Raw genomic sequence first — 25,198 nt, forward strand, 5'->3', positions numbered from 1 at the left:
CGGATCAGCGGGCGGCGTCGCCCTTCTCCAGCTCGGCGTCGATCGCCTCCAGCTCCAGCGGCGACGCCTCGTCGTCCGACAGGCCCTCGTACGGGTCCGGCCGCCGCGCCCGGCGCCGGTCGTTGAAGAAGGCCAGCAGCGCCGCGACCTCGAACAACGCCACCGTCGGCAGCGCCAGCGCCAGCATCGTGAACGGGTCGGCGCTCGGCGTGGCGACCGCCGCGAACACGAAGATGCCGAACAGGATCATCCGCTGGAAGCGGCGGATCCGCTTGGAGCTGAGCACCCCGGCCAGGTTCAGGACCACCACGAACAGCGGCAGCTCGAACGTCAGCCCGAACACCAGCAGCATCGTCAGCACGTAGCCGAGATAGCTGTCCACGGTGATCAGCGGTTTGACGTCGTCGGCGACGAACCCCAGGAAGATCGCCAGGCCCTTGTCGACCGTCACGTACGCGAGGGCCGTCCCGACGAAGAACAGCGGCACCGCCGCGCCCAGGAACACGTACGTCCAGCGCCGCTCGCGCTGGTACAGCCCCGGCGCGACGAACGCCCACAGCTGGTACAGCCAGACCGGCGCGGAGATGACCGCGCCGATGATGCAGGAGATCTTCAGCTTCAGGAAGAACGAGGAGAAGATCCCGTTCACGAACAGGGAGCACTCGTCCTTGTCGACAACGTGGGACTGCGGCAGCGAGCAGTACGGCTGCTTGAGGAAGTCCCACACCGGGTCGAACAGCAGCCAGCCGACGATCGCACCGACCACGAAGGCCAGGATCGCCTTGATCAACCGGTTGCGCAGCTCACGAAGGTGCTCCATGAGGGGCATGCGGCCGTCATGGGCGGCGGCGTCGTGCCTGCTCAGCTTCATTGTCGGCATTCAGGCTCGGGGGTGGCGGAAGGGGTTCGGGGGAGCCGCGGTCAGCCGTTGTGGACCCGGCCGGGGTCCGACACCGGAACGCCCTGGATCGGCTCACCGGACCCGATGGCGCCGCGCGGACGCTGGCCGCCCTCGCCCGCCGCGGCCTCGCGGTCCAGCCGGGCCGCCTCCTCGCGCAGCCGCGCCGCCCGCTCGCGCGGGTCCTCGGCCTGCGCCTGGCCACCCGCCGGCTGCGCCGCCTGCGCGGGCGCGTCGTCGTCGTCCTCGCGCAGGCCCTTGGTCTCGGCCTTCAGGATCCGCGCCGACTTGCCCAGGGAGCGGGCCAGCTGCGGGAGCTTCGCCGACCCGAAGATCAGCACCACGACCAGCAGGATGATGAGCAGTTCGGGAGTCCCGATGTTCGGCATGGCAATCCTCTTCAGCAGAATGGCACTCAGGCCGATCGTACGCCCTCGCCCGGCGTTTGTGACGATCGGGCGTCGTCGAGACGAGAGAGTTCATCGCGCAGCGCCGACCGTTTCGGTTCCAGCCGCAGTCTGGTGCGCTCCAGTTCACGACCGAAGCGGCGCACGCCCAGCCACACCCTGAAGGCGCACCAGGCGAGCACGGCCAGGCCGGCGAAACCCAGCGACACCGACACCGCGACCCACATCACCCGGACACGGTATCCGATCTCCCCGCCCCCCGGCCCGGCCGGGGACGGCCCGGCCGGGCGCCCGCTTCCGATCAGCCCGGGCCGTAGCGGGTCACCCCAGGCCGTAGCGGGCCAGCGCCCGCGCCGCGTCCTCCCGCACCCCCGCGGCGACGCCCTCCGGCGCCACCACGCGGCCCTGGTCGCCGAGCCGCAGCGCCAGACCCCGCACCCACCGCGCGTCCGGGGTCCGCAGGACGACCCGCAGCCGCCCCTCCCCCAGCTCCCGCACGCTCTCGCACGGGTAGTAGTCGGCCACCCACCGGCCGCGCGGCGTCAGCTCCAGCGTCACCGCCTCGTCCTGCGGCGACGGGCGGAACAGGCCCGCGTCCACGTCGATCGGCTCCGCCTCGTCCGGCACCTGCGCCGCCACGTCCAGCACCGACAGGTCCGCGATCCGGTCCAGCTTGAACAGCCGCACCGCCTCCGCCCGCCGGCACCACCCCTCCAGATAGGTGTTGCCCTCCACCACCAGCAGACGCATCGGATCGACGTCACGCTCGGTGTTCTCGTCCCGCGCCGGCACGTAGTAGGTGAGGTGCACCCGGCGGCCCGCCGCGATCGCGTCCCGCAGCACCCCCACCGCCGTCCGGGCCGGGTCCCCCGTCCCGCCGTAGGCGTCCACCTCCACCGCTACCTGGCTCGACACCGCCGCGGCCTCCCCCGCCGCGCTCTCCAGCTTCGCGATCACCCGGCTCAGCGCGTCCCGGTCGTCCAGATCCGGGATCCCCGCCAGCATCCGCAGCGCCACCAGCAGCGCCGACGCCTCGTCCACCTTCAGCCGCAGCGGCCGCGCGATCGACTCCGCCTCCGCCACCGTGATCTCCCCGCCCTCGTAGGACAGGTCGATCGGGCAGTACGGATCCGGCGCGCGCAGCTCCACGCACCACAGCAGGTTCAGGTCGTCGATCAGCTGCTTCTCGGTCACCCCGAACGCGGCCGCCGCCTCCCCGAGCGCCACCGAGTCGCGGTTCACCACGTACGGGACGAGCGCCAGCAGCCGCCCGAGGCGGTCCGTCGACGTCGTCGCCCCCGCCTTCGGCGCCGCCTTCGCCGCCTTCGCGCTCATCGGACCTCCCCCTCCGCCGCCGGGAGCCCCCCGGCGCCCGCCAGCACCGACTTCAGGTGCTGGATCACCGCCTCCCGCAGATCCGGCGGGTCGAGCACCACCACGTCGTCGGCGAACCGCGCCAGGTACGGCGCGAACCGGTCCGCGTCCCGGAACGTCAGGGTCGCCTCGTCCCAGTCGCCGTCCCACACCGCGTCCTCGACCGGCCGGACGTCCCGCGCCCACCGCCGCGGGCCCTGCGCGGCGCCGCGCCGCAGCCGCACCGTCGCCGGCCGCGGCTCGCTCACCGGGTCGCCCCAGTCGAACGCGATGCGCCGCACGTCCACCCCCTCGGGGACGGACACCGACCCGGCCGCGCCGTCCGCCGCGACCTCCCCCACGATGCGGCTCAGCCGGAACACCCGCTGCTCGTCGCGGTCGCGGTCGAACCCCACCACGTACCAGCGGCCCCGCCGGCTCACCACGCCCCACGGCTCCAGATGCCGCCGCGCCACCGACGTCCGCCCGATGCCCTGGTAGTCGAACGCCACCGGACGGCCGTCCCGCACCGCCTCCCACAGCGCCGCGAACGACGGCTCGTGCGTGTTCACCCGCGGCTCGATCCCCACCGCCGGCGCCGCGTCCGTCTCCACCCCCGCCGCCCGCAGCTTCAGCAGCGCCCCCGACGCCGCCTCCGCCATGCTCGCCCGCTGCCACACCCGCGCCGCGAGGCCCAGCACCGCCGCCTCGTCCGGCGACAGGTGGATGTCGGGCAGCTCGTAGGCCTGCGGCGGGATCCGGTACCCGATCTCCTCACCGCCGCCGCCCTGCAGGTCGCTGCCCACCTCGAGGGGGACGCCGAGCTCGCGCAGCTCCTCCTTGTCCCGCTCGAACATCCGCTTGAACGCCTCGCCCGCATCCGGATAGCCGGGCACCGCCCGGCGGATCTGCTCGGCCGTCAGATAGCGCCGGGTCGCGAGCAGGCAGACCACCAGATTCAGCAGGCGCTCGGTCTTGCGCCGCGACACTCCGCCACCACCTCGTTCCTCCGTGGGCCCCGCCCCCGCCGGGCAGGCCGATCGTCCCCGCGAGCCGTCGCCCAGGACGCTACCGTTTCCCGGTGTGATCCGATGGCGCAAAGGCACAGTCGAGGACATCCGCCGCGAATGGCCGGGGGCGGTCGAGCTGAACGTCTCGATCGGGGGCGACGGCACGCACCGCGCGCTGGCCTACCCCGCCCTGGTCGGGCGGCCCGAACCGGGCGATACCGTCCTGCTCAACACTACGGCCTTGGCGATGGGCCTCGGCACCGGCGGCTACGCGATGGTCGTCGCGGTCCCCGACCGGCTCCCGCCCGACCCCGCCGGGCCCGGACACCTCGTCAAGGCCCGCTACACCCCCCTCCAGGCCACCGTCCTCGGCGCCGACGAGCAGGACTCCCCCCACCACGAGCTCCTCCGCGACGCCGACTCCCTCGACGGCATGCCCGTCATCGTCGCCGACCTGCACTCCGCGCTGCCGCCCGTCCTCGCCGCGCTGCTCGCCGCCCGGCCGTCCACGCGGGTCGTCTACGTCATGCCGGACGGCGGGGCGCTGCCGTCCTGGTTCTCCATGTCCATCGCCCGGCTGAAGGACGCCGGCGCCCTCGCCGCCACCGTCACCACCGGGCAGGCGTTCGGCGGCGACCTCGAAGCCGTCACCGTCCACACCGGGCTCCTCGCCGCGCGGCTCGTCCTGGACGCCGACGCCGTCGTCCTCGCCCAGGGGCCGGGCAACCTCGGGACCGGCACGAAATGGGGGTTCTCCGGCGTCTCGGCGGGCGAGGCCGTCAACGCCGCGGCCGTCCTCGGCGGACGCCCCGTCGCCTCACTGCGCGTCAGCGAGGGCGACCGGCGCGAACGCCACATCGGCGTCTCCCACCACTCCCTCACCGCCTACGGCCGCGTCGCGCTCGCCGCCGCCGACGTCCCCGTCCCCGAACTCGGCGGCCCCTTCGGCACCCGCGTCGCCGCCGAGGCCGCCCCGCTCGGCGACCGGCACCGGCTCGTCCCCGTCCCCGTCGACGGCCTCCACGAGACCCTCAGGGCCGCCGAGAAGGACTGGGGCGTCCGCCTGTCCACCATGGGCCGCCGCCTCGACGAGGACCTCCCCTACTTCCTCGCCGCGGCCGCCGCCGGACGGCACGCCGCGACCCTGCTCTGACCGCTCACCGGGCCGCGGGCGCGGCGCCCGCGGCCCGCTCGGCCTCCTCGGCCCGCTCGGCCCGCTCGGCCTCCTCGGCCGTGTGGGCCGAGTTGAAGGTGAACGCGCGCGGCGACGGGCCCTGCGCGCGCAGCAGCGCCAGGCGCTCCAGTGCCTCCGCCACCGTCGGCACATGGCCCGCCGGGATCCACCACAGCACGAGATGCGCCTCCAGATGCCGCTGGAACCACTCGCGGCGGCGCCGCATCGTCTCCAGGTGCGGGCTGCGGTAGACGAAGTCCCACAGCGTCTCCGCCGACTCCCACACCGAGAAGTTCACGATCACGTCCGCGCCGGCGGGGCGCATGCCGGTGGCGTCGGCCTCACCCTCCTCCACCAGCCGCCACACGAAGCCCGGCGCCGCGTCGGCCAGCGCGTTCACCGGGTCGAGGAGCGCGACGAAGTCCGCCAGCAGCGGATCGTCGAGAGGGGCGCGGAGCGTGCCGAGGTTGAACTGGGCGAGGTGGTACCGGGCGTCATCGATCACGCTCCTCACCCCACCACGGCGCCACTTCTATGTCAATCCTGATTGTTTTTAGAAGGTTCGGCCGCCACACAGCACCAGCCCGGACGCGGATCCATCCGCACCCGCACCCCCGACCCCTCCGTCAACCCCTCCAGCAACGCCAGGTTCATCCCGCACACCAGCGGCGGGAACTGCTCCGCCACCGCGTGGAACGGGCAGTTGCGCATCCGCAGAACCGCCCCGCCCTCGTCCCGGACGGGCTCATAACCGCGCTCGGCCAGCACCCCCGCCACCTCGTCCAGCGTCCCCGACCCCCCGCGCAGCGACCGCCCCCTCCGGCGCGCCGCGTCCTGCAACTCCATGTCCAGGCCCGCCGACTCCGCCGACTCCGCCAGCAGACCCGCCGCCGTACGGTAGTCACGCGCCGGCACCGACACGCCCCGCTCCACCGCCGACCGCCGGTACACCTTCGCCGGACGCCCGGCCCCCGGACCCGACCGGCCCGTCAGCCGCCGGCTGCCCGCCTCCAGCAGCCCGGCGTCCACCAGCTTGTCCAGATGGAACGCCGCCAGCGTCCGCGCGACCCCCGCCGCCTCCGCCGCCTCGTTCCGGCCCACCTCGCGGCCCTGCCCGGCCACGAACTCGTACAGCCGCCGCCGCACCGGATCCTGCAGCAGCGCGATCGCGTCGATGTCCTCCACCCCGCCATTCTAAGAACAACGAGGATGCCGCATAGAACGGACCAGCCATACCGAACGGCTTGCGGACAGGTCAGCTCGGGAACGTCAGTGAGGGAAGGTCAGCGCGGGAACGTCAGTGCGCGCCCAGCAGATCCACCACGAACACCAGCGTGTCGCTCCCCCTGATCCCGAACTGCGCCAGCCCCTTCGACCCGTACCCCAGCGACGGCGGCACCACCAGCAGCACCCGGCTGCCCACCCGCTGCCCCACGAGCCCCTGATCCCAGCCCTGCATCACCTGACCGGTCCCGATCAGCGCCGCAGACGGATGCCCCGACGACCACGACGCGTCGAACACCTTCCCGTCCCGCCAGAAATACCCGCCGTACTGCAGCACCAGCAACTGCCCCTTGCGCACCGCCGGCCCGTCCCCCTGCACCAGCGTCCGCACCTGCAGCTTCCCCGGCGCCGCCGCACGCGGCATCGTCACCACCGGCGCCTGCCCCGCCGGCGCCTCCGCCACCCTCGGCATCCCCGGCTCAGTCAGCGGCGCCTGCCTCTTCCCCCGCGGCCCCGCCGTCTTCGGATACACCGCCCGCACGTCCAGGACGTACACCAGCGTGTCATCCGACCCCACCTGATGCTTCGGATCCCCCTTGTCACCGAAACCGTCCTCCGGCGGAATCCGCGCCACCACACGCGCCCCCGCCCGCGCCCCCTCGAACGCCTTCACCAGCCCCGGCACCAGCTGACCCGTCGGAAAAGCCCCCGGCTGCCCCTTCGCGTAACTGTCCGCCAGCAGCTTCCGGCCGTCCTTGCTCCACCGGTAGCCCACATAGTCGGCCACCACCAGATCACCCTTGCGCGCCGCCGCGCCCTTCCCCTTCTTCAGCGTCTCCACCGCAAGGGAATCACCCGGCTCGCCCTTCGGGAACTTCACCTCCGGCAGCTTCCCGAAATCACCCCGCACCGTCACATCGACCCCACCGCCGCCCCAGCACCCCGCCGACAGCGCCAACGGCGCGGCGAGCACGACGACCACGGACAACAACCGGAAACGACGGCGCATACGGGGGGTCCTTCGAGGGGTGACGACCGCTACTGCGCGCTCACCCTACCGCCCACATGACCTGCCAGTAGCCTCCGGCGCGCGTGTCGCGCCGGAGGCCGCCCCGCCCCGCCTACATCCCCGCGATCAGCTTGTCGACCCGCTCGTCCACCGACCGGAACGGGTCCTTGCACAGCACCGTCCGCTGCGCCTGGTCGTTCAGCTTCAGATGCACCCAGTCCACCGTGAAATCACGCCGCTTCTCCTGCGCCTTCCGGATGAACTCGCCCCGCAGCCGCGCCCGCGTCGTCTGCGGCGGAACCGACTTCGCCTCGAAGATGTCCAGATCCCGCGTCACCCGGTCGACCGACCCCCGCTTCTCCAGCAGGTAGTACAGCCCCCGGTCACGATGCACGTCGTGGTACGTCAGATCCAGCTGCGCCACCCGCGGCGACGACAGCGGCAGATCGTACTTGCGCCGGTACCGCTCGATCAGCTTGTACTTCGTCACCCAGTCGATCTCCCGCGCCACCAGATCCAGATCGCCCGTCTCCACCGCGCGCAGCGTCCGCTCCCACAGCTCCAGCACCCGCTTCGCCGTCGCGTCCCCGCCCCGCGCGTCCACGAAGTCCCGCGCCTTGCCGAAGTACTCCTTCTGGATCTCCAGCGAACTCGCCTCCCGGCCGTTCGCCAGCCGCACCTTCCGCCGGCCCGTCATGTCATGGCTCACCTCGCGGATCGCCCGGATCGGGTTCTCCAGCGTCAGATCCCGCATCACCACCCCGGCCTCGATCATCCGCAGCACCAGATCGGTCGCCCCGACCTTCAGCAGCATCGTCGTCTCACTCATGTTCGAGTCACCGACGATCACGTGCAGCCGCCGGAACCGCTCCGCGTCCGCATGCGGCTCGTCCCGCGTATTGATGATCGGACGCGACCGCGTCGTCGCCGACGACACACCCTCCCAGATGTGCTCCGCCCGCTGCGACACGCAGTACACCGCACCCCGCGGCGTCTGCAGCACCTTCCCCGCACCGCAGATGATCTGCCGCGTCACCAGGTACGGGATCAGGACGTCCGCCAGCCGGCCGAACTCCCCATGCCGCCCCACCAGATAGTTCTCATGGCAGCCGTACGAGTTCCCCGCCGAATCCGTGTTGTTCTTGAACAGGTAGATGTCGCCCGCGATCCCCTCCTCACGGAGCCGCCGCTCGGCGTCCACCAGCAGACCCTCTAGGATCCGCTCACCCGCCTTGTCATGCGTCACCAGATCCACGACGGAGTCGCACTCCGGCGTCGCGTACTCCGGATGACTCCCCACGTCCAGGTACAGCCGCGCCCCATTGCGCAGGAACACATTGCTGCTACGACCCCACGACACCACCCTCCGGAACAGATAGCGCGCCACCTCGTCCGGCGACAGCCGCCGCTGCCCGCGGAACGTACAAGTGACGCCGTACTCGTTCTCAAGCCCGAAGATGCGCCTGTCCACAACCAAGACCCTATGCGGCCCGGCCCCCACTTGGCAGTCTCTCGACCCCACCGTTTCCCGCGAACACCCCCGCCCCCCACACGACGCCCCGCGACACCCCCACGGCCCCTCAGCACGACGGGCCCGCCGCGGCGAAGGCGACCACCACCTCCACCACGACGGGCCCGTCCACGGCCCGGCCGGCACCCGCCGCCCGGCGGCGCGCCGACCCGCGCCTCAGTCCTCGTCCGCCCCCGAAGCCGATGCCGGCCCGGCGGCCCCACCGGCCTCCGAACCACCCGACGCACCGCCCTGCCCGCCGTCCGCCGCCAGCAGATCCGCGATCCGCGCCGCCGTCAACCGCTTGAACAGCCGATGCTCACGATTGCGGTCCAGCACCGCGACCTCCAGCGACGTCGCCTCCAGATGCCGGTCCGCGTCCTGCGCCTCCAGCGCCCGCACCGCCGTCCGCAGCGCCTCCACCAGCGGCGCCCCCTCCCGGTACCCGTCCTTCAGCGACTGCGCCACCGCATCGGCCTGCCCGCCCATCGCGACATAGCCGTGCTCGTCCGCGACCGACCCGTCGAACGTCAACCGGTACACCTGGTCCGTCTCCGCGTCCTCCCCCACCTCGGCGACGACCAGCTCCACCTCGTACGGCTTCGCCGTCTCCGTGAAGATCGTCCCCAGCGACTGCGCGTACACGTTCGCCAGCCCCCGCGCCGTCACGTCCCGGCGGTCGTACTGGTACCCGTTGATGTCGGCGTACCGCACCCCGCCCAGCCGCAGATTCTCGAACTCGTTGTACTTCCCCACCGCCGCGAACGCGATCCGGTCGTAAATCTCACTGATCTTGTGCAGCGCACGCGACGGATTGTCCGCCACGAACAGGATGCCGTCGTCGTACTGCAGAACCACCACACTGCGGCCACGCGCGATCCCCTTCCGCGCGTAATCCGCCTTGTCCTTCATCTGCTGTTCGGGCGACACGTAGAACGGCATGGACACCGGTCAGGATCCCTTCTATCGCAGCGGGGCGGTCGGACCGCCCGGCGAGTCGTAACGTCCGTCGACGACGGCCTGCGCCAGCGCGCCCACCTCGTCCTCGCCCAGCCGGCGATACCCGTCCGACGTCACCGACGCCACCACCGGGAAGATCCGGCGCGTCAGGTCGGGCCCGCCCGTCGCCGAGTCGTCGTCGGCCGCGTCGTACAGCGACTGCACGCACACCAGCGCCGAGTCCTCCGCCGACAAGTCCGCCCGGTACAGCTTCTTCAGCGCGCCCCGCGCGAACACCGACCCCGAGCCGATCGAGTGGAAGTCCCGCTCCTCGTACCGGCCGCCCGCCGGGTCATAGGAGAAGATCCGGCCCTCGTCCCGCTCCTCGTCATAGCCCGCGAACAGCGGCACGACCGCCAGGCCCTGCATCGCCATCCCCAGGTTCTGCCGCACCATCGTCGCCAGCCGGTTCGCCTTGCCCTCCACCGACAGCGTCCGGCCCTCGCGCTTCTCGTAGTGCTCCAACTCCACCTGGAACAGCCGCACCATCTCGATCCCGATCCCGGCCGTCCCGGCGATCGCGATCGCGGAGAACTCGTCCGCCCGGAACACCTTCTCGATGTCGCGCTGCGCGATGACGTTGCCCGCCGTCGCCCGCCTGTCCCCCGCCATCACCACCCCGCCGGGGAAGCTCACCGCGACGATCGTCGTCCCGTGCGGGATGTCGTCTCCGGCCCGCGACGCCGGCGGCGTCCGACCACCAGGCAGCGACTGCGGGGAGTACGCCCCCAGGAACTCGGTGAACGACGACGTATCCGGGTTCGCGAACAACCCGGGCAGACGCCCGATATGCGAATCGTGGGACGCCACGCGACTCCCTTCCCTCCACCATGGCACCGGCGCTGGACAACCCCCACCGGCACGGACGTCTACGACCCTACTGTTCAAGGTCGCCCACGCGCATGCCGCGCCGACCCCGCCCGCCTAAGCCCACGGCGAACCCCGCACCGCGAACCTCCGCCTCCGGACACGACGGCACAGGCGCCCGCGACTCTCGCCGAAGGCGCCGACCACCGCGTGTGACACCGCTCAACCGGGCGCCGGGACACCGTCCTCGTCCAAGTCGCCCCAGGTCGGCATGTCGAGCTCCTCGTCGAACGGCAGGGTCTCCTTGCGGTACTGCCCGTCCTCTTCCCAGAAAGCCTTCCAGCCACCCTTCGGAACCGTCGCCGGGTCGACGTCCGGAACCGTCAGCGACAACCGCGTACCGCCATCCGCGTCCGCCACCCTCCGCACGAGCCGACCCGTGACGTAGTCCGCCGCGCGGCGGAGCGCGACCGGGTCGTCCCGCAACTGCCCCATGCCCGTGTTGCACCCCGAACAGGCCAGGCCGCGCACAGCCCCCGACTCGTGGTCGTGGTCGACGTGCTCCGCCGGAAGGTCGCAGCACACCGCGCAGTAGCCGACCTGCAGCTCACTGAGCCATTTCGCGTCGTCGTCGTTGATCCCGTACTTCTGGCGCAGGTGGTAGTGCCGCGCGGACTGCGCCGCGTCCCCCCTCGTCCGCCAGAACGGATCCCATCTGACGCGGCCGGGCCCGCCGAAGACCGGAGCGCCGATCTCGATCCGCATCCGTCGTGCGTGCGCCCCTCGCAACTCCAGGTAGTTCGCTGCAAGGCGCATGAGCTCGGGGTCGTCGTGGAACTGCCCGAGCCCTCCGTTGCACTTGAAGCACAGGACGCGGCGGACGAGCCCCGTCAGATGGTCGTGGTCCACGTGCTTCGGTTCCGCGCGGAGGCAGATGACGCAGACACCGCCCTGCTCGGCGATCATCTCCTCGACCTGCGCCTCGGTGACGCCGTACCGCAGCTTCAGGAGGTAATTGCGCTCACTGCCATGCTTGCGTCTCTTGCCTTCCCGCATGACCTCTGAGTGGCAAGGGCGACAGTGATGAGCCAGTCCGGACTTGTTAGCCCGGTTACTGCCGAAGTCGTCGACCGATTTAATCTCTTTGCAGTGGGGGCAGTATTTCATCCTTTCTGGAACGTCAGAATGTCTTCGATAGGCTCTGGCCTCTTTGCCCAGAGCGGCCTGCTTTTTCCGATATGACCGGCCGTTGCGCCGACCGAAACAGGCCTTGCAGTAGTAGGCGAAGCCGTCCTTGGAAGCCTTGTTCTTCCAGAACTCGGCAACCGGCTTGTCTTCACCGCAGTCTTTACATGTTTTATAGATCATGGGCGGGACTTTAGCAGCCCCGCCCATGATCTATACGCGTTTTGATTTTGCCGGAGGCCCGCTTCGAGGCCGCCTTGGCGGCGATTCAGACATCCCAGTCAAACCAGGATCACTCGCCGCCCTTCTGGACATAGGCACGTACGAAGTCTTCTGCGTTCTCTTCCAATACTTCGTCTATTTCGTCCAGAATTGAGTCCACGTCGTCCGTGAGCTTCTCCTGGCGCTCTTGCACGTCCTCGGTGGTCGTGGCCTCGGTCTCCTCGACCTCTTCCGTGCGCCGAGTGGTCTGCTTCTGACCGCCGGTGTCCTTCGTGGCCATTCCGTACCTCCGCTCTGCCGGTGCCTCCGACCCTAGCCGGGATCTTCGGCGGCGAGTGGATCTTGAAACGTCCGTTTCGCCGCCTCCGTCCGCAGGGCCGGGGGCATGCTCGGGTTATCGCCGGTCCGCCGACCAGCGAAACGGGCAAAGCGGTCACGAAACCGAGACGTCACCCGTCAGCGCAGGTCAGCGGGTCGATGGGGCTCGATAGTCACACTATCCAATGGGCACGAAAAGGAGCCGGGCGGCGCTCGCGCGCCGCCCGGCTCCGAGGCCGTGAGTCAGCTCTGGCCGGTCAGGGTGGCCACCAGGTCGGCCGCGGTGCGGCAGCGGTCCAGGAGGGCGCCCACGTGCTGCTTGGTGCCGCGCAGCGGCTCCAGCGTCGGGACGCGCTGGAGGGACTCCCGGCCGGGGACGTCGAAGATGACGGAGTCCCAGGAGGCGGCCGCGACGGACTCGGCGTACTGGCGCAGGCAGCGGCCGCGGAAGTAGGCCCTGGTGTCCTCGGGCGGATCCTCCACGGCGGCCTGGACGTCGGCCTCGGTGACGACGCGGTCGATGCGGCCGCGGTCGACGAGGCGGTTGTAGAGGCCCTTGTCGGGCCGGATGTCGGTGTACTGGAGGTCGACGAGCTGCAGGCGCGGGTGGGACCAGTCGAGGCCGTCACGGCTGCGGTAGCCCTCCAGGAGGGCGAGCTTGGCGACCCAGTCGAGCTCGCGGGACAGCTGCATGGGGTCGTCGCCCAGCCGGTGCAGGACGGACTCCCAGCGGTCCAGGACGTCCTTGGTCATCTCGTCGACGTCGGCGCCGAACCGGTCCTCGACGTACTTGCGGGACTGCTCGAGGTACTCCATCTGGAGCTGGACGGCCGTCATCTTGCGGCCGTCGCGGAGGGTGAGCAGGTGCTTGCAGGACGGGTCGTGGGAGACGGCGCGGAGCGCGGCGACGGGCATGTCGACGGAGAGGTCGACGGTGAGGAAGCCGTCCTCGATCATGGCGAGGACGAGGGACGTGGTGCCGAGCTTGAGGTAGGTGGACAGCTCGGCCATGTTGGCGTCGCCGATGATGACGTGGAGCCGCCGGTACTTCTCGGGGTCGGCGTGGGGTTCGTCGCGGGTGTTGATGATGGGCCGCTTGAGGGTGGTCTCCAGGCCGACCTCGACTTCGAAGAAGTCGGCGCGCTGGCTGATCTGGAAGCCGTCGCCGCGTCCGTCGACGCCGATGCCGACGCGGCCGGCGCCGCAGACGACCTGGCGGGAGACGAAGAAGGGGGTGAGGTGGCGGACGATGTCGGCGAAGGGGGTCTCGCGGCGCATGAGGTAGTTCTCATGGCAGCCGTAGGAGGCGCCCTTGTTGTCGGTGTTGTTCTTGTAGAGCTGGATGGGGTGGGTGCCGGGGACGAGGGCGGCGCGCTGGGCGGCGTCGGCCATGACGCGTTCGCCGGCCTTGTCCCAGATGACGGCGTCGCGGGGGTTGGTGCATTCGGGTGCGGAGTACTCGGGGTGGGCGTGGTCGACGTAGAGGCGTGCGCCGTTGGTGAGGATGACGTTGGCGAGGCCGAGGTCCTCGTCGGTGAGCTGGGTGGGGTCGGCGACCTCGCGGGCGAGGTCGAAGCCGCGGGCGTCGCGGAGGGGGTTCTCCTCCTCGAAGTCCCAGCGGGCCCTGCGGGCCCGTGCCGCCGATGCCGCGAGGTAGGCGTTGACGACCTGGGAGGAGGTCACCATCGCGTTGGCCCCTGGCTGCCCGGGTACGGAGATGCCGTACTCGGTCTCGATGCCCATCACCCGCCGAACACTCATATCGTCGAGCCTATCGGGGCGGAGGGAGTGCAGCCACGGGACCGGGGCCTAGCGGGCGGCGTGGCGTGGCGGGGCCGGTGGTGGACGCGGGCGCGGCGGCCTCCCTTCCGGGGGGCCGCCGCGCGGTTGCCGTCATGGTGCGGGGCGTTACAGGTACTGGCCGGTGTTGGCGACGGTGTCGATGGACCGTCCGGCCTCGGCGCCCTTGGTTCCGGAGACGAGGGTGCGGATGTAGACGATCCGTTCGCCCTTCTTTCCGGAGATGCGGGCCCAGTCGTCGGGGTTGGTGGTGTTGGGCAGGTCCTCGTTCTCGCTGAACTCGTCGACGCAGGCGGCGAGGAGGTGGGCGACGCGCAGGCCTTTCTGGCCTGTGTCGAGGAACTGCTTGATGGCCATCTTCTTGGCGCGGTCGACGATGTTCTGGATCATCGCGCCGGAGTTGAAGTCCTTGAAGTAGAGGACTTCCTTGTCGCCGTTGGCGTAGGTGACCTCCAGGAAGCGGTTCTCCTCGCTTTCGGTGTACATGCGCTCGACGGTGCGCTGGATCATGGCCTCGACGGTGGCCTCTTCGGAGCCGCCGTGCTCCTTGATGTCGTCGGGGTGGAGCGGGAGTCCGCCGAGTATGTACTTGGAGAAGATGTCCTTGGCCGCTTCGGCGTCGGGCCGTTCGATCTTGATCTTGACGTCGAGTCGGCCGGGGCGCAGGATCGCGGGGTCGATCATGTCCTCGCGGTTGGAGGCGCCGATGACGATGACGTTCTCCAGTCCTTCGACGCCGTCGATCTCGCTGAGGAGCTGCGGGACGATGGTGTTCTCGACGTCGGAGGAGACTCCGGAGCCGCGGGTGCGGAAGATGGAGTCCATCTCGTCGAAGAAGACGATGACGGGGGTTCCGGCGGAGGCCTTCTCCCGTGCGCGCTGGAAGACGAGGCGGATGTGCCGCTCGGTCTCGCCGACGTACTTGTTGAGCAGTTCGGGGCCCTTGATGTTGAGGAAGAAGCTCTTGCCTTCGGCGCCGGTCTGCTCGGCGACCTTCTTGGCCAGCGAGTTGGCGACGGCCTTGGCGATGAGCGTCTTGCCGCATCCGGGGGGTCCGTAGAGGAGGACGCCCTTGGGGGGCCTGAGCTGGTGTTCGCGGAAGAGGTCGGCGTGCAGGTAGGGAAGTTCCACGGCGTCGCGGATCATTTCGATCTGTGAGCCGAGGCCGCCGATCTCGTTGTAGGAGATGTCGGGGACCTCTTCGAGGACGAGTTCTTCGACCTCGGCCTTGTGGATCTTCTCGTAGGCGTAGCCGGACCTCGGTTCGAGCATGAGCGAGTCGCCGGCGCGGAGGGGCACTCCGCGGAGCGGTTCGGCGAGTTTGACGACGCGTTCCTCGTCGGCGTGCGCGATGACGAGGGCGCGTTCGCCGTCGTCGAAGAGCTCCTTGAGCATGACGACTTCGCCCTGCTCTTCGAACTGGAGTGCTTCGACGACGTTGAGGGCCTCGTTGAGCATGACCTCTTGGCCGCGCTGGAGTTCGTCGGTGTCGACGGCGGGGCTGACGTTCACGCGGAGTTTGCGTCCGCCGGTGAAGATGTCGACCGTTCCATCGTCGCGTGCTTCCAGGAACACCCCGAATCCGGACGGCGGTTGTGCGAGCCTGTCGACCTCCTCCTTGAGCGCCACGATCTGTTCGCGAGCCTCTTTGAGGGTCGCTACGAGTCGCTCGTTCTGGCCGGTTACTGCGGCCAGGTTCGCCTGTGCCTCATGGAGGCGTTCTTCCAGTACGCGTACTTGGCGCGGGGATTCCGCGAGCTTGCGGCGCAGCACGGAGATCTCCTCCTCCAGGAAGGAGATCTGCGTTTGGAGGTCCCTGACCTCCTTTTCGTGCTGCGCCCTGCGCGCCCCAGCATCGTCACGAGCGGCCACGCCCCGTCACCTCCTCACGAAGAGAGCCGACGACCTACTGAGACCCTACCTATCTGGAGGGCTTCCGTAACCTGCCCATTCGGTGTTCGTGTCGTGCGGGGGTCTTCCGGGAGGGTTGGGAGGGGTGCTGTGGGGGTGGTGCGGGGTGGGGGGTTACGGGGCGTGGACCTGGGGGTTCGGGGGCTGGGGGGTGTCGTGACGGGGGGTTTGCCGAGTTCGGTGGGTGTGCGGTGGGCGTCGGGGTGCGGGGTTGTCGGTGCGGCGCGTCGCGGCGCGTCGCGGCCGGTCGGGGCGGGTCCGGGCCGGGTGGCGGTGACGGTGCGTGACGGCGGTGGGGGCCGGGATGTGATCTACGCCTCGGTGGGGCGCCCGGGTGTGGCGTCGCCGGCGGTGGGGGCGGCGCTGGGGGCGGGATGGGCGCCTTTGGCGGGACGGCGGCGGCGGGCGGGCGGGGTGACGCCGTCGGCGAGGCGGCGGGCGGTGACGAGGAAGCCGGTGTGGCCGACCATGCGGTGGTCGGGGCGGACGGCGAGGCCGTCGACGTGCCAGGAGCGGAGCATGGTCTCGAAGGCGTAGGGCTCGGCGAAGGAGCCCTGGGCGCGGAGGTCCTCGACGACGCGGGACATCTGGGTGGTGGTGGCGATGTAGGCGCAGACGAGGCCGCCGGGGACGAGGGCCGTGGCGACGGCGTCGAGGGTCTCCCAGGGGGCGAGCATGTCGAGGACGACGCGGTCGGCGTCGGTTTCGGTGAGGGCGTGTTCGAGGGAGCCGACGGTGAGGCGCCAGGCGGGGTGGGGTCCGCCGAAGAACTTCTCGACGTTGCCGCGGGCGATGTCGGCGAAGTCGGGGCGGCGTTCGTAGGAGGAGACGAGGCCGTGTTCGCCGACGGCGCGGAGGAGGGAGCAGGTGAGGGCGCCGGATCCGGCGCCGGCCTCGATGACGCGGGCGCCGGGGAAGATGTCGGCCATGGCGATGATCTGGGCGGCGTCCTTGGGGTAGACGACGGCGGCGCCGCGGGGCATGCGGAGGGTGAAGTCGGCGAGGAGGGGGCGGAAGGCGAGGTATTCGGTGCCGCCGGTGGAGCGGAAGACGCTGCCTTCGGGGCTGCCGATGATGTCGTCGTGGGGGACGGAGCCTTTGTGGGAGTGGTAGAGCTTGCCGGGTTGGAGGGTGATGGTGTTGATGCGGCCTTTGGGGTCGGTGAGCTGAACCTGGTCGCCGGGGCGGAAGGGGCCGTGGGGGATGCGGCCGGTCGCGGTGGGGTGGTTCGGCTGGGGTTCGCTCATGGGGGTCAAGGCTAGCGGCGGGTGCGGGCAGGTCAGGCCGCGCGCCCGGGGGTGCGGGGGGGGCGGGGGCCCGGTCAGATCCCGGCGAAGGCGCGGTCGACGTCGGCGACGGCGAGGACGCCGTAGACGCGGCCGTCGGGTTCGACGAGGAGGTATTCGGAGGCGGGCGCGCGGCGGAGGGCGTCGAGGAGGTCGTCGCCGGTGAGGTCGGCGGGGAGGGTGAGGTCGTCGTGGACGCCGCGGGAGAGTTCGCCGGCGGTGATCCAGGGGCGGCGGTGCTCGGGGGTGGCGGTGACGGCCTTCTCGTTGACGAGGCCGAGGGGGCGGCCGTCGTGGTCGGCGATGACGATGGCGCCGGCGTGGTCGTGGTGGGCGCGGCGGATGGCTTCGGCGAGGGGGGTGTCCGCGGTGACGAGGGTGGCGCGGCGGGCGAGGCTGCGGGCGGACAGCAGGGGGACGCGGTCGCGGACGCGTTCGGCGCGGATGGCCTGGGTGGCGCCGACCCAGATGAAGGAGGCGATGAGGGCGGACCAGAGGAGGGCGAGCCAGCCGATGCCGCCGTCGGCGGTGGTGTAGGTGGCGAGGTAGGCGCCGGCGACGAGGCAGCCGATGGCGACGGCGCGGCCGACCCAGCCGGCGAAGATGGCGCCGCTGCGGCTGCGTCCGGTGGCCTTCCAGACGGCGGCGCGGACGAGGCGGCCGCCGTCGAGGGGGAGGCCGGGCAGGAGGTTGAAGACGCCGACGAGGAGGTTGGCGAAGGTGAGGGCTTCGAGGAGGAGGAGTGCGACGTCGGGGAGGGCGAGGGTGGCGTGGGCGAGGAGGCCGAGTCCGGCGAGGACGAGGTTGGTGAGGGGACCGGCGAAGGCGATGAGGAATTCGCGGCCGGGGGTGGGGGCTTCGCGTTCGATGGCGGTTTCGCCGCCGAGGACGTGGAGGGTGACGGAGCGGACGGGGAGGCCGAAGATGCGGGCGGTGACGGCGTGGCTGAGTTCGTGGACGAAGACGGAGCCGTAGAGGAGGACGGCGTAGGCGAAGGCGACGAGGTAGCTGAGGGGGCGGTCGACGACGTCGTGGACCTGGCCTTCGAACATGACGGTGACGAGGACGGCGACCAGGAACCAGCTGGGTGAGACGTAGACGGGGACGCCGAGGACGCGGCCCATGTGGAGGCCGGGTCGCGGGGTGCGGCCTTCGTCGGGGCCGGTGCCTCCGGCCGGTGTCTTGCCCTGGGTCGGGGGCGCGCTGTGTGTCACGTCTTCGATGCTACGGCCCCGGCGGGCGGGGTTGTGCTGCCGGTGGGGGCGGGCGGGCCGCGGGCGGGGCCGCGGGCGGGGCCGCGGGCGGGGCGGGCCGGGGGCGGCGGGTGCGGGATTTTCGTCGGTGGTGTCGCCTAGTGTGCTGTGCCATGACGACGACCGAGGCGGGTAGTGAGGCGTCCGTTCCGTCCGCGGGCGGGGGCGGCGGGGGCGCGGCGGGCGTCGCGGTGGTGGGGTCGTTGTCGCCGTCCCGTGCGGGCGATTTCATGACGTGTCCGCTGCTGTACCGGTTCCGGGTGATCGATCGGATTCCGGAGCGTCCGAGCGCGGCGGCGGTGCGGGGCACGCTGGTGCACGCGGTGCTGGAGCGGCTGTTCGATCTGCCGACGGGGACGCGGACGCCGGCGGCGGCGCTGGAGATGCTGGGGCCGGAGTGGGAGCGGCTGCTGGCGGCGGAGCCGGAGCTCGCGGAGCTGTTCGCGGACGGGGAGGCCGGGGAGGCGGAGCGGGCGGAGTGGCTGGCGCAGGCGCGGCGGATGGTGGAGCGGTATTTCACGCTGGAGGATCCGCGGCGGCTGGAGCCGGCGGAGCGGGAGCTGTTCGTCGAGACGGTGCTCGATTCGGGGTTGAAGCTGCGCGGGTACATCGACCGGGTGGACGTGGCGCCGAGCGGTGACGTGCGGATCGTGGACTACAAGACGGGTACGGCGCCGCGGGCGGACTTCGAGGCGCGGGCGCTGTTCCAGATGAAGTTCTACGCGCTGGTGCTGTGGCGGTTGCGGGGGCGTGTGCCGCGGCTTCTGCAGTTGATGTACCTGGGCAATGGGGAGGTCCTGCGGTACGAGCCGGACGAGGCGGATCTGCGGGCGGTGCAGCGGAAGGTGGAGGCGCTGTGGCAGGCGATCCGGCGGGCGATGGACACCGGGGAGTGGCGGCCGCGGGCCGGCCGGTTGTGCGACTGGTGTGATCACAAGGAGCGGTGCCCGGAGTTCGGGGGCACTCCCCCGCCGCTGCCGGAGGTGCCGGTGCGGCGTCCGTCGCCGGCGGATCTGGAGGGCGGGGCGCGGGAGCACGGTGATCTGTAGGGCGCGTCGGGGGTGGCCGGGGCGGTGCGCGGTGCCGCCCGGCGGGGTGTGGGGGGCTCATCCTTGGGGAGGACGGCGGATCCGCGTCCAGGAGGGGTCGGGACCTGCCGCGACCTCCTAGGGTGAGTGTCGTGTCACCCCGCATCCGTGGTCTTCACGCCGCCCGTGCCTGGTTGCAGGCGCGTCCGCAGGCGGCCGACGCGCTGCTCGCGGTCGGGCTGCTGCTGGTGGGGCTGCCGCAGTTGTTCCTGCAGGAGTTCCCGGAGGGCGAGGGGTACGAGGCGTTCCGGTCGCCGGACGCGTGGAACGCGCTGCTGGTCGTGGCGGTGACGATGGCGCTGGCGTGGCGGCGCCGCGGTCCGCTGCCGGTGCTGCTGTTCATCATCGGCGGTGAGCTGGTGCTTTCGGTGCTGGACTATCCGCCGTCGGTGCCGGACGTGGTGGCGTTCCTGATCGCGGTGTACAGCGTGGCGGCGCATCGGGGGCTGGCGCAGAGCGCGCTGGGCGGCCTGGTCGGGGTCGTGTACTTCCTGGTGTATCTGCTGATGCTGCCGGTGTCGACGGACCCGGTGGTGGTCATCACCGATTGCGCGCTGGTGGTCGGGGTGTGGCTGCTGGGGCGGAACCTGCGGCTGCGGCGGGCGTACTTCGCGGAGCTGGAGGACCGGGCGGCGCGGCTGGAGCGGGCGCGGGGGACGGACGCGCGGGCGGCGCGGGTGGAGGAGCGGTCGCGGATCGCGCGGGAGCTGCACGATGTGGTGGCGCACCATGTGAGCGTGATGACGGTGCAGGCGGGGGCGGCGCGGCGGATCATCGACCGGGATCCGGGGAGCGCGCGGGAGGCGATGTCGACGATCGAGGAGGTCGGGCGGACGGCGCTGAGCGAGATGCGGCGGATCGTGGGGGTGCTGCGGACGGACCGGGACGCCGAGCAGGCGGGCCGGGAGCTGGCGCCGCAGCCGGGCCTGGGGGATCTCGGGGAGCTGCTGGACCATGTGCGGGAGACGGGGCTGTCGGTGCAGCTGTGGATCGAGGGTGAGGCGCGGTCGCCGTCGCCGGGGGTGGACGTGGCGGCGTTCCGGCTGATCCAGGAGGCGCTGACGAACACGTTGAAGCATGCGGGGCCGCAGGCGCGGGCGTGGGTGCGGTTGTACTACGGGGACGGCGATCTGACGGTGGAGATCGAGGACGACGGGCGCGGTACGGCGACGTTCATGGCCGACAACGGGGACAATCCGGGTCATGGGCTGGTCGGCATGTACGAGCGGGTGGCGCTGTACGGTGGCGAGTTGAAGATCGGGCCGCGGGTGGGCGGCGGGTTCGGTGTCCGGGCCCGGTTCCCGCTGGAGGCGTGAGGAGCGTCGTGAGGCGAGGAGCGGGGACGATGGAGCGAGCGGGGCGGTCCGGCGGGGCGGCGCCGGCGGCCGGGACGGCGCGGGCGGCCGGGACGGCGCGGGCGGCCGGGGTGGCGCGATGACGACGGTGCGGGTGCTGCTCGTCGACGATCAGCCGCTGCTGCGGACGGGGTTCCGGCTGATCCTGGAGGCGGAGTCCGAGATCGCGGTGGTCGGCGAGGCCGGGGACGGCGCGGCGGCGGTGGAGATGACGCGGTCGCTGCTGCCGGACGTGGTGCTGATGGACATCCGGATGCCGGGGGTGGACGGGATCGAGGCGACCCGGCGGATCATCCGGGAGGGTGCGGCGTCGCATGATCCGAAGGTGCTGATCCTGACGACGTTCGATCTGGACGAGTACGTGATCGAGGCGGTGCGGGCGGGGGCGAGCGGGTTCCTGCTGAAGGACTCGCCGCCGGAGGACCTGGTGCAGGCGATCCGGATCGTGGCGGCGGGCGACGCGATCGTGGCGCCGAGCGTGACGCGGCGGCTGCTGGACAAGTTCGCGACGCGGCTGCCGGCGGTGCGGGACCAGTCGCCGCCGCCGGGGCTGGACACGCTGACGGAGCGGGAGCGCGAGGTGCTGTCGCATGTGGCGCGGGGGCAGTCGAACGCGGAGATCGCCGCGGAGCTGGTGGTGAGCGAGACGACCGTGAAGACGCATGTGGGGAACGTCCTGGCGAAGCTGGGGCTGCGGGACCGGGTGCAGGCGGTCGTGTACGCGTACGAGACGGGTCTGAGCAGGCCGGGGCAGGGCTGACCCGCGGGACCCGGGGCCGGTCTCAGGGTCGGCCCCTGAGGCGTCCCTGGCCTTGGAGGGGGTGCGGTCTACTCCCGGAGTACGACGGTGGGCGGGGGTCTCCTGCCACGGGTGGACGGGCAAGTCCGTTCTCGGGGTGCATCCGCCGGGTTCGCGGGGCTTCTAGTGTTCTGGGTGTCGGATCGCCGGGGGATCGTCGCGGTCCGGCGGCATCCTGCTCACTCACATACGGGAGTTTCACGTGACGAACACCGCCCCTTCGACCGCCGGCGCGGCGTCCGCGCCCGGGGCGGGCGACTTCGCCGCACGGACCCAGCAGATCGCGAAGGTGTACGGGCGCGGCGACGCCCAGGTCGTCGCGCTCGACGGGGTCACGGTCGGCATTCCCCGCGGCCGGTTCACGGCGATCATGGGCCCGTCGGGGTCCGGGAAGTCCACGCTGATGCACTGCATGGCGGGGCTGGACTCGGTGGACTCCGGGCAGGTCTTCATCGGCGACACGGAGCTGACGGCGCTGCGGGACAAGCAGCTGACGCGGCTGCGGCGCGACAAGATCGGGTTCATCTTCCAGGCGTTCAACCTGGTGCCGACGCTGACGGCGCTGGAGAACATCACGCTGCCGATGGACATCGCGGGCCGCAAGGCCGACCAGGAGTGGCTGGACGAGGTGATCGACACGGTGGGGCTGCGGCCGCGGCTGAAGCACCGTCCGGCGGAGCTGTCGGGCGGGCAGCAGCAGCGGGTGGCGTGCGCCCGGGCGCTGGCGTCCCGCCCGGAGATCATCTTCGCGGACGAGCCGACGGGGAACCTGGACTCGCGGTCGGGCGCCGAGGTGCTGGGGTTCCTGCGGGACTCGGTGCGGCGGATGGGCCAGACGATCGTGATGGTCACCCATGACCCGAACGCGGCGGCGTACGCCGACCAGGTGCTGTTCCTGTCCGACGGGCAGATCGTCGACACGATGACGGAGCCGACCGCCGAGCGGGTGCTGGAGCGGATGAAGGGCTTCGACGCCGGCGGCCACAACACGCGTCCCGCGGGCGCGCCGGAGTCCGGGGTGTCGGCGCGATGATGGGCAGGGTCACGCTCCGCAATCTGGCGGCGCACAAGATCAGGCTGGTGCTGACGGCCGTCGCGGTGATCCTCGGGGTCGCGTTCGTGGCCGGCACGCTGATCTTCACCGACAGCATGAACAAGCAGTTCGACGAGCTGTTCAGCCGGATCGGCACGAACGTCGCGGTGGACGTGCGGGCCAAGAAGGTCGTCGGGGGCGACGACGACGGCATGGCGGCGCAGCCGGTGCCGGCGACCCTGCTGAAGGCGCTGCAGGGCGTCGAGGGCGTGAAGGACCCGAAGGGCAACGTCAGCGGGTACGCGGCGGTCGTCGGCAAGGACGGCAAGATCGTGGGGACGCCGCAGAACGGGCCGCCGCAGATCGGCGCGAACTGGACGGACGGCGGGGGCTACGACCTGTCGTCGGGCCGCGCACCGCGGGGCCCGGGCGAGGTCATCGTGGACGCGGCGACGGCGGAGAAGGGCGGGCTGGCCGTCGGGGACACCGCGCAGGTGCTCACCGCGGGGCCGCCGGCCCGGATGACGATCGTCGGGCTGATCGACACCGGGAACCTGATGGGCACGACGCTGACCGCGTTCGACACGCCCACGGCGCAGAAGCTGATGCTGAAGCCCGGCTATTTCAGCGACATCGAGATGGGCTCCACGGGCGTGTCGCAGGCGGAGTTGCGCGACCGTGTCGCGAAGGTGCTGCCGCAGGGCGTGGAGGCCGTCACCGGTGAGCAGCTGCGTGAGGAGTCCAAGAGCGACATCGCGTCGATGATGAACTTCTTCCGAACGTTCCTGCTGGTGTTCGCGCTGATCTCGATCTTCGTCGGGGAGTTCATCATCTTCAACACGTTCTCGATGCTGGTCGCGCAGCGGACCCGTGAGCTGGCGCTGCTGCGCGCGATCGGCGCGGCGCGCGGGCAGGTGACGCGGGCGGTGATCGGCGAGGCGGTCGCGGTCGGCGTGGTCGGCTCGACGCTGGGGCTGGCGGCCGGCGCGGGGCTGGCGTCGCTGCTGCAGGCGCAGATGGGCGACGCCGGGCAGGGCGGCCTGACGTTCACGGCGACGCCGGTGATCTGGTCGTACGCGGTCGGGATCGTGGTGACGGTCGTGTCGGCGTACTTCCCGGCGCGGCGCGCCGCGAAGATCCCGCCGGTGGCGGCGATGCGCGACGACGTGGCGCTGCCGCAGCGGTCGCTGCGGATCCGGGTCGCGCTCGGCTCGCTGCTGACGCTGGCCGGTGCGGGCCTCATCGGCGCCGGGCTCGCCGGGAGCGGCGGGAATCCGGCGATCCCGGTCGGGGCGGGCGCGTTCGCGGTGTTCATCGGCGTCGCGATGCTCGCCCCGGTGATCAGCGTCCCGGTGCTGAAGGTGCTGGGCGCGCCGTTCGCCCGGCTGATGGGGTCGCCCGGGCGACTGGCGCGGCAGAACGCGCTGCGCAACCCGCGCCGCACGGCGGCGACGGCGGCGGCGCTGATGATCGGGCTGGCGCTGATCACGACGGTGAACGTGCTGGGCGCGACGATGCGGGCGTCGATCGACGAGCAGGTGGACGCGCAGTTCGGCGCGGACTACATGGTGCAGTCGCAGGGCGCCGGCGGCGTGACCGCCGACGCGCTGCGGAAGATCGGGGGCGCGCCGGGGGTGCAGTCCGCGTCGCCGGCCTACGACGCCGACGCGAAGATCGAGGGCAAGGACGCCTCCTACGTGGCGGGCGACCTGCCGGCGCTGGCGAAGGCGGCGCGGCTGAAGATGGTGTCGGGGTCGGCCTCCGCCGCGCCGGCGTCGATCATGGTGGACGAGGCCACCGCGAAGGACCGCGGCTGGAAGGTGGGGACGCCGGTCCCCGTCACGTTCACCGACGGGAAGGTCGAGCAGCTCACGGTGAGCGGCGTGTACACCAGGAGCGACCTGGCGGGGCCGCGGATGATCTCCGGGGAGGCGCACCTGCGGCACACGGCGCGGCCGACGGTCGGGGTCGTCCTGGTGGACGCGTCGGCGGCGGACGCGTCGACGAAGTCGGCGCTGGAGTCGGCGGTGAAGGGGTACCCGAACCTGGAGGTGTCGGACCAGGCGTCGCTGAAGGCGGACGCCCGCGAGCAGGTCGACGGGTTCGTGACGTTCCTGACGATCCTGCTGATCATGTCCGTGATCATCGCGGCGGTCGGGGTGATCAACACCCTGGCGCTGTCGGTGATCGAGCGGACCCGGGAGATCGGGCTGCTGCGCGCGATCGGGATCTCGCGGCGGCAGCTGCGCCGCATGATCCGGCTGGAGTCCATCATGATCGCGGTGTTCGGCGCGATGCTCGGCATGGGCATCGGGGTGGCGTTCGGGGCGGCGCTGCAGAACGCGCTGGCCGACCAGGGCCTCGGCGTGCTGGCCGTCCCGTACGGGACGCTGGCGGTGTACCTGGCGGTGGCGGCGCTGATCGGTGTGCTGGCGGCGCTGTGGCCGGCGTGGCGGGCGGGGCGCATGGACGTCCTGAAGGCCATCTCGACCGAGTAGCGGGTACGGCGAAGGCCCGGTCCCTCCGCGGAGGGGCCGGGCCTTCGGCTTGTGCGGGA

General features: G+C 71.4%; 23 protein-coding genes. 6 read left to right on the forward strand and 17 right to left on the reverse strand.

Annotated features, from left to right (window positions below):
• Positions 1-4 precede the first annotated feature (4 nt).
• The 5 genes from tatC to SM611_RS00225 all read right to left on the reverse strand — a co-directional run bounded on the left by tatC (position 5) and on the right by SM611_RS00225 (position 3,647).
• On the reverse strand, positions 5-871 hold the full coding sequence (gene tatC, locus SM611_RS00205) for a twin-arginine translocase subunit TatC (protein WP_371946702.1): 867 nt from the start codon (positions 869-871) through the stop codon (positions 5-7).
• 50 nt (positions 872-921) lie between these two features.
• Positions 922-1,287 (reverse strand): Sec-independent protein translocase subunit TatA, encoded by a 366-nt coding sequence (gene tatA / locus SM611_RS00210; RefSeq protein ID WP_371946703.1) that lies wholly within the window; start codon positions 1,285-1,287, stop codon positions 922-924.
• A gap of 26 nt (positions 1,288-1,313) precedes the next feature.
• Positions 1,314-1,532: a hypothetical protein gene (locus SM611_RS00215; protein WP_371947391.1), complete on the reverse strand. Its 219-nt coding sequence runs from the start codon at positions 1,530-1,532 to the stop codon at positions 1,314-1,316.
• Positions 1,533-1,626: 94 nt separating this feature from the next.
• On the reverse strand, positions 1,627-2,640 hold the full coding sequence (locus SM611_RS00220) for a helix-turn-helix transcriptional regulator (protein WP_371946704.1): 1,014 nt from the start codon (positions 2,638-2,640) through the stop codon (positions 1,627-1,629).
• Complete coding sequence (locus SM611_RS00225; RefSeq protein WP_371946705.1) at positions 2,637-3,647, reverse strand: helix-turn-helix transcriptional regulator; 1,011 nt, start codon at positions 3,645-3,647, stop codon at positions 2,637-2,639. Before SM611_RS00225 ends, SM611_RS00220 begins: the two co-directional genes overlap by 4 nt.
• Before the next feature lie 94 nt (positions 3,648-3,741).
• Between SM611_RS00225 and SM611_RS00230 the strand changes: the two genes are divergently transcribed.
• The gene (locus tag SM611_RS00230) at positions 3,742-4,821 is read left to right on the forward strand and encodes a DUF3866 family protein (RefSeq protein WP_371946706.1); all 1,080 of its coding nucleotides are present in this window, start codon (positions 3,742-3,744) and stop codon (positions 4,819-4,821) included.
• 4 nt (positions 4,822-4,825) lie between these two features.
• On the opposite strand, the gene SM611_RS00235 is transcribed toward SM611_RS00230, so the two are convergent.
• The 12 genes from SM611_RS00235 to SM611_RS00290 form a co-directional block, all read right to left on the reverse strand.
• Positions 4,826-5,347 (reverse strand): DUF3291 domain-containing protein, encoded by a 522-nt coding sequence (locus SM611_RS00235; protein WP_371946707.1) that lies wholly within the window; start codon positions 5,345-5,347, stop codon positions 4,826-4,828.
• Between the two features lie 32 nt (positions 5,348-5,379).
• Complete coding sequence (locus SM611_RS00240) at positions 5,380-6,027, reverse strand: helix-turn-helix transcriptional regulator (protein WP_371946708.1); 648 nt, start codon at positions 6,025-6,027, stop codon at positions 5,380-5,382.
• 112 nt (positions 6,028-6,139) lie between these two features.
• Positions 6,140-7,075 carry an FKBP-type peptidyl-prolyl cis-trans isomerase gene (locus SM611_RS00245; protein ID WP_371946709.1) on the reverse strand — a complete coding sequence of 312 codons (936 nt, stop codon included), beginning with the start codon at positions 7,073-7,075 and terminating at the stop codon, positions 6,140-6,142.
• 112 nt (positions 7,076-7,187) lie between these two features.
• Positions 7,188-8,546: a Pup--protein ligase gene (gene pafA, locus SM611_RS00250; protein ID WP_067800572.1), complete on the reverse strand. Its 1,359-nt coding sequence runs from the start codon at positions 8,544-8,546 to the stop codon at positions 7,188-7,190.
• 216 nt (positions 8,547-8,762) lie between these two features.
• Positions 8,763-9,527, reverse strand: coding sequence for a proteasome subunit alpha (gene prcA / locus SM611_RS00255; RefSeq protein WP_371947392.1), 765 nt, complete (start codon positions 9,525-9,527; stop codon positions 8,763-8,765).
• Between the two features lie 21 nt (positions 9,528-9,548).
• On the reverse strand, positions 9,549-10,394 hold the full coding sequence (gene prcB / locus SM611_RS00260; protein ID WP_371946710.1) for a proteasome subunit beta: 846 nt from the start codon (positions 10,392-10,394) through the stop codon (positions 9,549-9,551).
• 219 nt (positions 10,395-10,613) lie between these two features.
• Positions 10,614-11,447 carry an endonuclease VII domain-containing protein gene (locus tag SM611_RS00265; RefSeq protein WP_371946711.1) on the reverse strand — a complete coding sequence of 278 codons (834 nt, stop codon included), beginning with the start codon at positions 11,445-11,447 and terminating at the stop codon, positions 10,614-10,616.
• A gap of 421 nt (positions 11,448-11,868) precedes the next feature.
• A complete protein-coding gene (locus SM611_RS00270; protein ID WP_067886731.1) occupies positions 11,869-12,078 on the reverse strand; it encodes a ubiquitin-like protein Pup in 210 nt (69 codons plus the stop codon).
• A gap of 281 nt (positions 12,079-12,359) precedes the next feature.
• On the reverse strand, positions 12,360-13,877 hold the full coding sequence (gene dop, locus SM611_RS00275) for a depupylase/deamidase Dop (protein WP_371946712.1): 1,518 nt from the start codon (positions 13,875-13,877) through the stop codon (positions 12,360-12,362).
• Between the two features lie 147 nt (positions 13,878-14,024).
• Positions 14,025-15,788: a proteasome ATPase gene (gene arc / locus SM611_RS00280; RefSeq protein ID WP_371946713.1), complete on the reverse strand. Its 1,764-nt coding sequence runs from the start codon at positions 15,786-15,788 to the stop codon at positions 14,025-14,027.
• A 350-nt stretch (positions 15,789-16,138) separates the two neighbouring features.
• On the reverse strand, positions 16,139-17,074 hold the full coding sequence (locus SM611_RS00285) for a tRNA (adenine-N1)-methyltransferase (RefSeq protein WP_371946714.1): 936 nt from the start codon (positions 17,072-17,074) through the stop codon (positions 16,139-16,141).
• A 74-nt stretch (positions 17,075-17,148) separates the two neighbouring features.
• Positions 17,149-18,327: a M50 family metallopeptidase gene (locus tag SM611_RS00290; protein ID WP_371946715.1), complete on the reverse strand. Its 1,179-nt coding sequence runs from the start codon at positions 18,325-18,327 to the stop codon at positions 17,149-17,151.
• Positions 18,328-18,479: 152 nt separating this feature from the next.
• Here SM611_RS00290 and SM611_RS00295 point away from each other — a divergent pair, with 152 nt between their 5' ends.
• From SM611_RS00295 to SM611_RS00315, 5 genes are all read left to right on the forward strand, one after another.
• Positions 18,480-19,415 carry a RecB family exonuclease gene (locus SM611_RS00295; RefSeq protein ID WP_371946716.1) on the forward strand — a complete coding sequence of 312 codons (936 nt, stop codon included), beginning with the start codon at positions 18,480-18,482 and terminating at the stop codon, positions 19,413-19,415.
• Between the two features lie 131 nt (positions 19,416-19,546).
• Complete coding sequence (locus SM611_RS00300; protein WP_371946717.1) at positions 19,547-20,770, forward strand: sensor histidine kinase; 1,224 nt, start codon at positions 19,547-19,549, stop codon at positions 20,768-20,770.
• A 118-nt stretch (positions 20,771-20,888) separates the two neighbouring features.
• Complete coding sequence (locus SM611_RS00305) at positions 20,889-21,569, forward strand: response regulator (protein WP_371946718.1); 681 nt, start codon at positions 20,889-20,891, stop codon at positions 21,567-21,569.
• A 241-nt stretch (positions 21,570-21,810) separates the two neighbouring features.
• Positions 21,811-22,641 carry an ABC transporter ATP-binding protein gene (locus tag SM611_RS00310; RefSeq protein WP_371946719.1) on the forward strand — a complete coding sequence of 277 codons (831 nt, stop codon included), beginning with the start codon at positions 21,811-21,813 and terminating at the stop codon, positions 22,639-22,641.
• Positions 22,638-25,139, forward strand: coding sequence for an ABC transporter permease (locus tag SM611_RS00315; protein ID WP_371946720.1), 2,502 nt, complete (start codon positions 22,638-22,640; stop codon positions 25,137-25,139). Before SM611_RS00310 ends, SM611_RS00315 begins: the two co-directional genes overlap by 4 nt.
• Positions 25,140-25,198 lie beyond the last annotated feature (59 nt).

Source organism: Actinomadura monticuli (assembly GCF_041463655.1).
Classification (GTDB): domain Bacteria; phylum Actinomycetota; class Actinomycetes; order Streptosporangiales; family Streptosporangiaceae; genus Spirillospora; species Spirillospora monticuli.

Excerpts from the sequence above, each read along its gene's own strand:
- tatC (WP_371946702.1), bottom strand. The coding sequence starts at position 871 with ATGAAGCTGAGCAGGCACGACGCCGCCGCCCATGACGGCCGCATGCCC.
- tatA (WP_371946703.1), bottom strand. The coding sequence starts at position 1,287 with ATGCCGAACATCGGGACTCCCGAACTGCTCATCATCCTGCTGGTCGTG.
- SM611_RS00215 (WP_371947391.1), bottom strand. The coding sequence starts at position 1,532 with ATGTGGGTCGCGGTGTCGGTGTCGCTGGGTTTCGCCGGCCTGGCCGTG.
- SM611_RS00220 (WP_371946704.1), bottom strand. The coding sequence starts at position 2,640 with ATGAGCGCGAAGGCGGCGAAGGCGGCGCCGAAGGCGGGGGCGACGACG.
- SM611_RS00245 (WP_371946709.1), bottom strand. The coding sequence starts at position 7,075 with ATGCGCCGTCGTTTCCGGTTGTTGTCCGTGGTCGTCGTGCTCGCCGCG.
- prcA (WP_371947392.1), bottom strand. The coding sequence starts at position 9,527 with ATGCCGTTCTACGTGTCGCCCGAACAGCAGATGAAGGACAAGGCGGAT.
- SM611_RS00265 (WP_371946711.1), bottom strand. The coding sequence starts at position 11,447 with ATGCGGGAAGGCAAGAGACGCAAGCATGGCAGTGAGCGCAATTACCTC.
- SM611_RS00270 (WP_067886731.1), bottom strand. The coding sequence starts at position 12,078 with ATGGCCACGAAGGACACCGGCGGTCAGAAGCAGACCACTCGGCGCACG.
- dop (WP_371946712.1), bottom strand. The coding sequence starts at position 13,877 with ATGAGTGTTCGGCGGGTGATGGGCATCGAGACCGAGTACGGCATCTCC.
- SM611_RS00285 (WP_371946714.1), bottom strand. The coding sequence starts at position 17,074 with ATGAGCGAACCCCAGCCGAACCACCCCACCGCGACCGGCCGCATCCCC.
- SM611_RS00295 (WP_371946716.1), top strand. The coding sequence starts at position 18,480 with ATGACGACGACCGAGGCGGGTAGTGAGGCGTCCGTTCCGTCCGCGGGC.
- SM611_RS00305 (WP_371946718.1), top strand. The coding sequence starts at position 20,889 with ATGACGACGGTGCGGGTGCTGCTCGTCGACGATCAGCCGCTGCTGCGG.
- SM611_RS00315 (WP_371946720.1), top strand. The coding sequence starts at position 22,638 with ATGATGGGCAGGGTCACGCTCCGCAATCTGGCGGCGCACAAGATCAGG.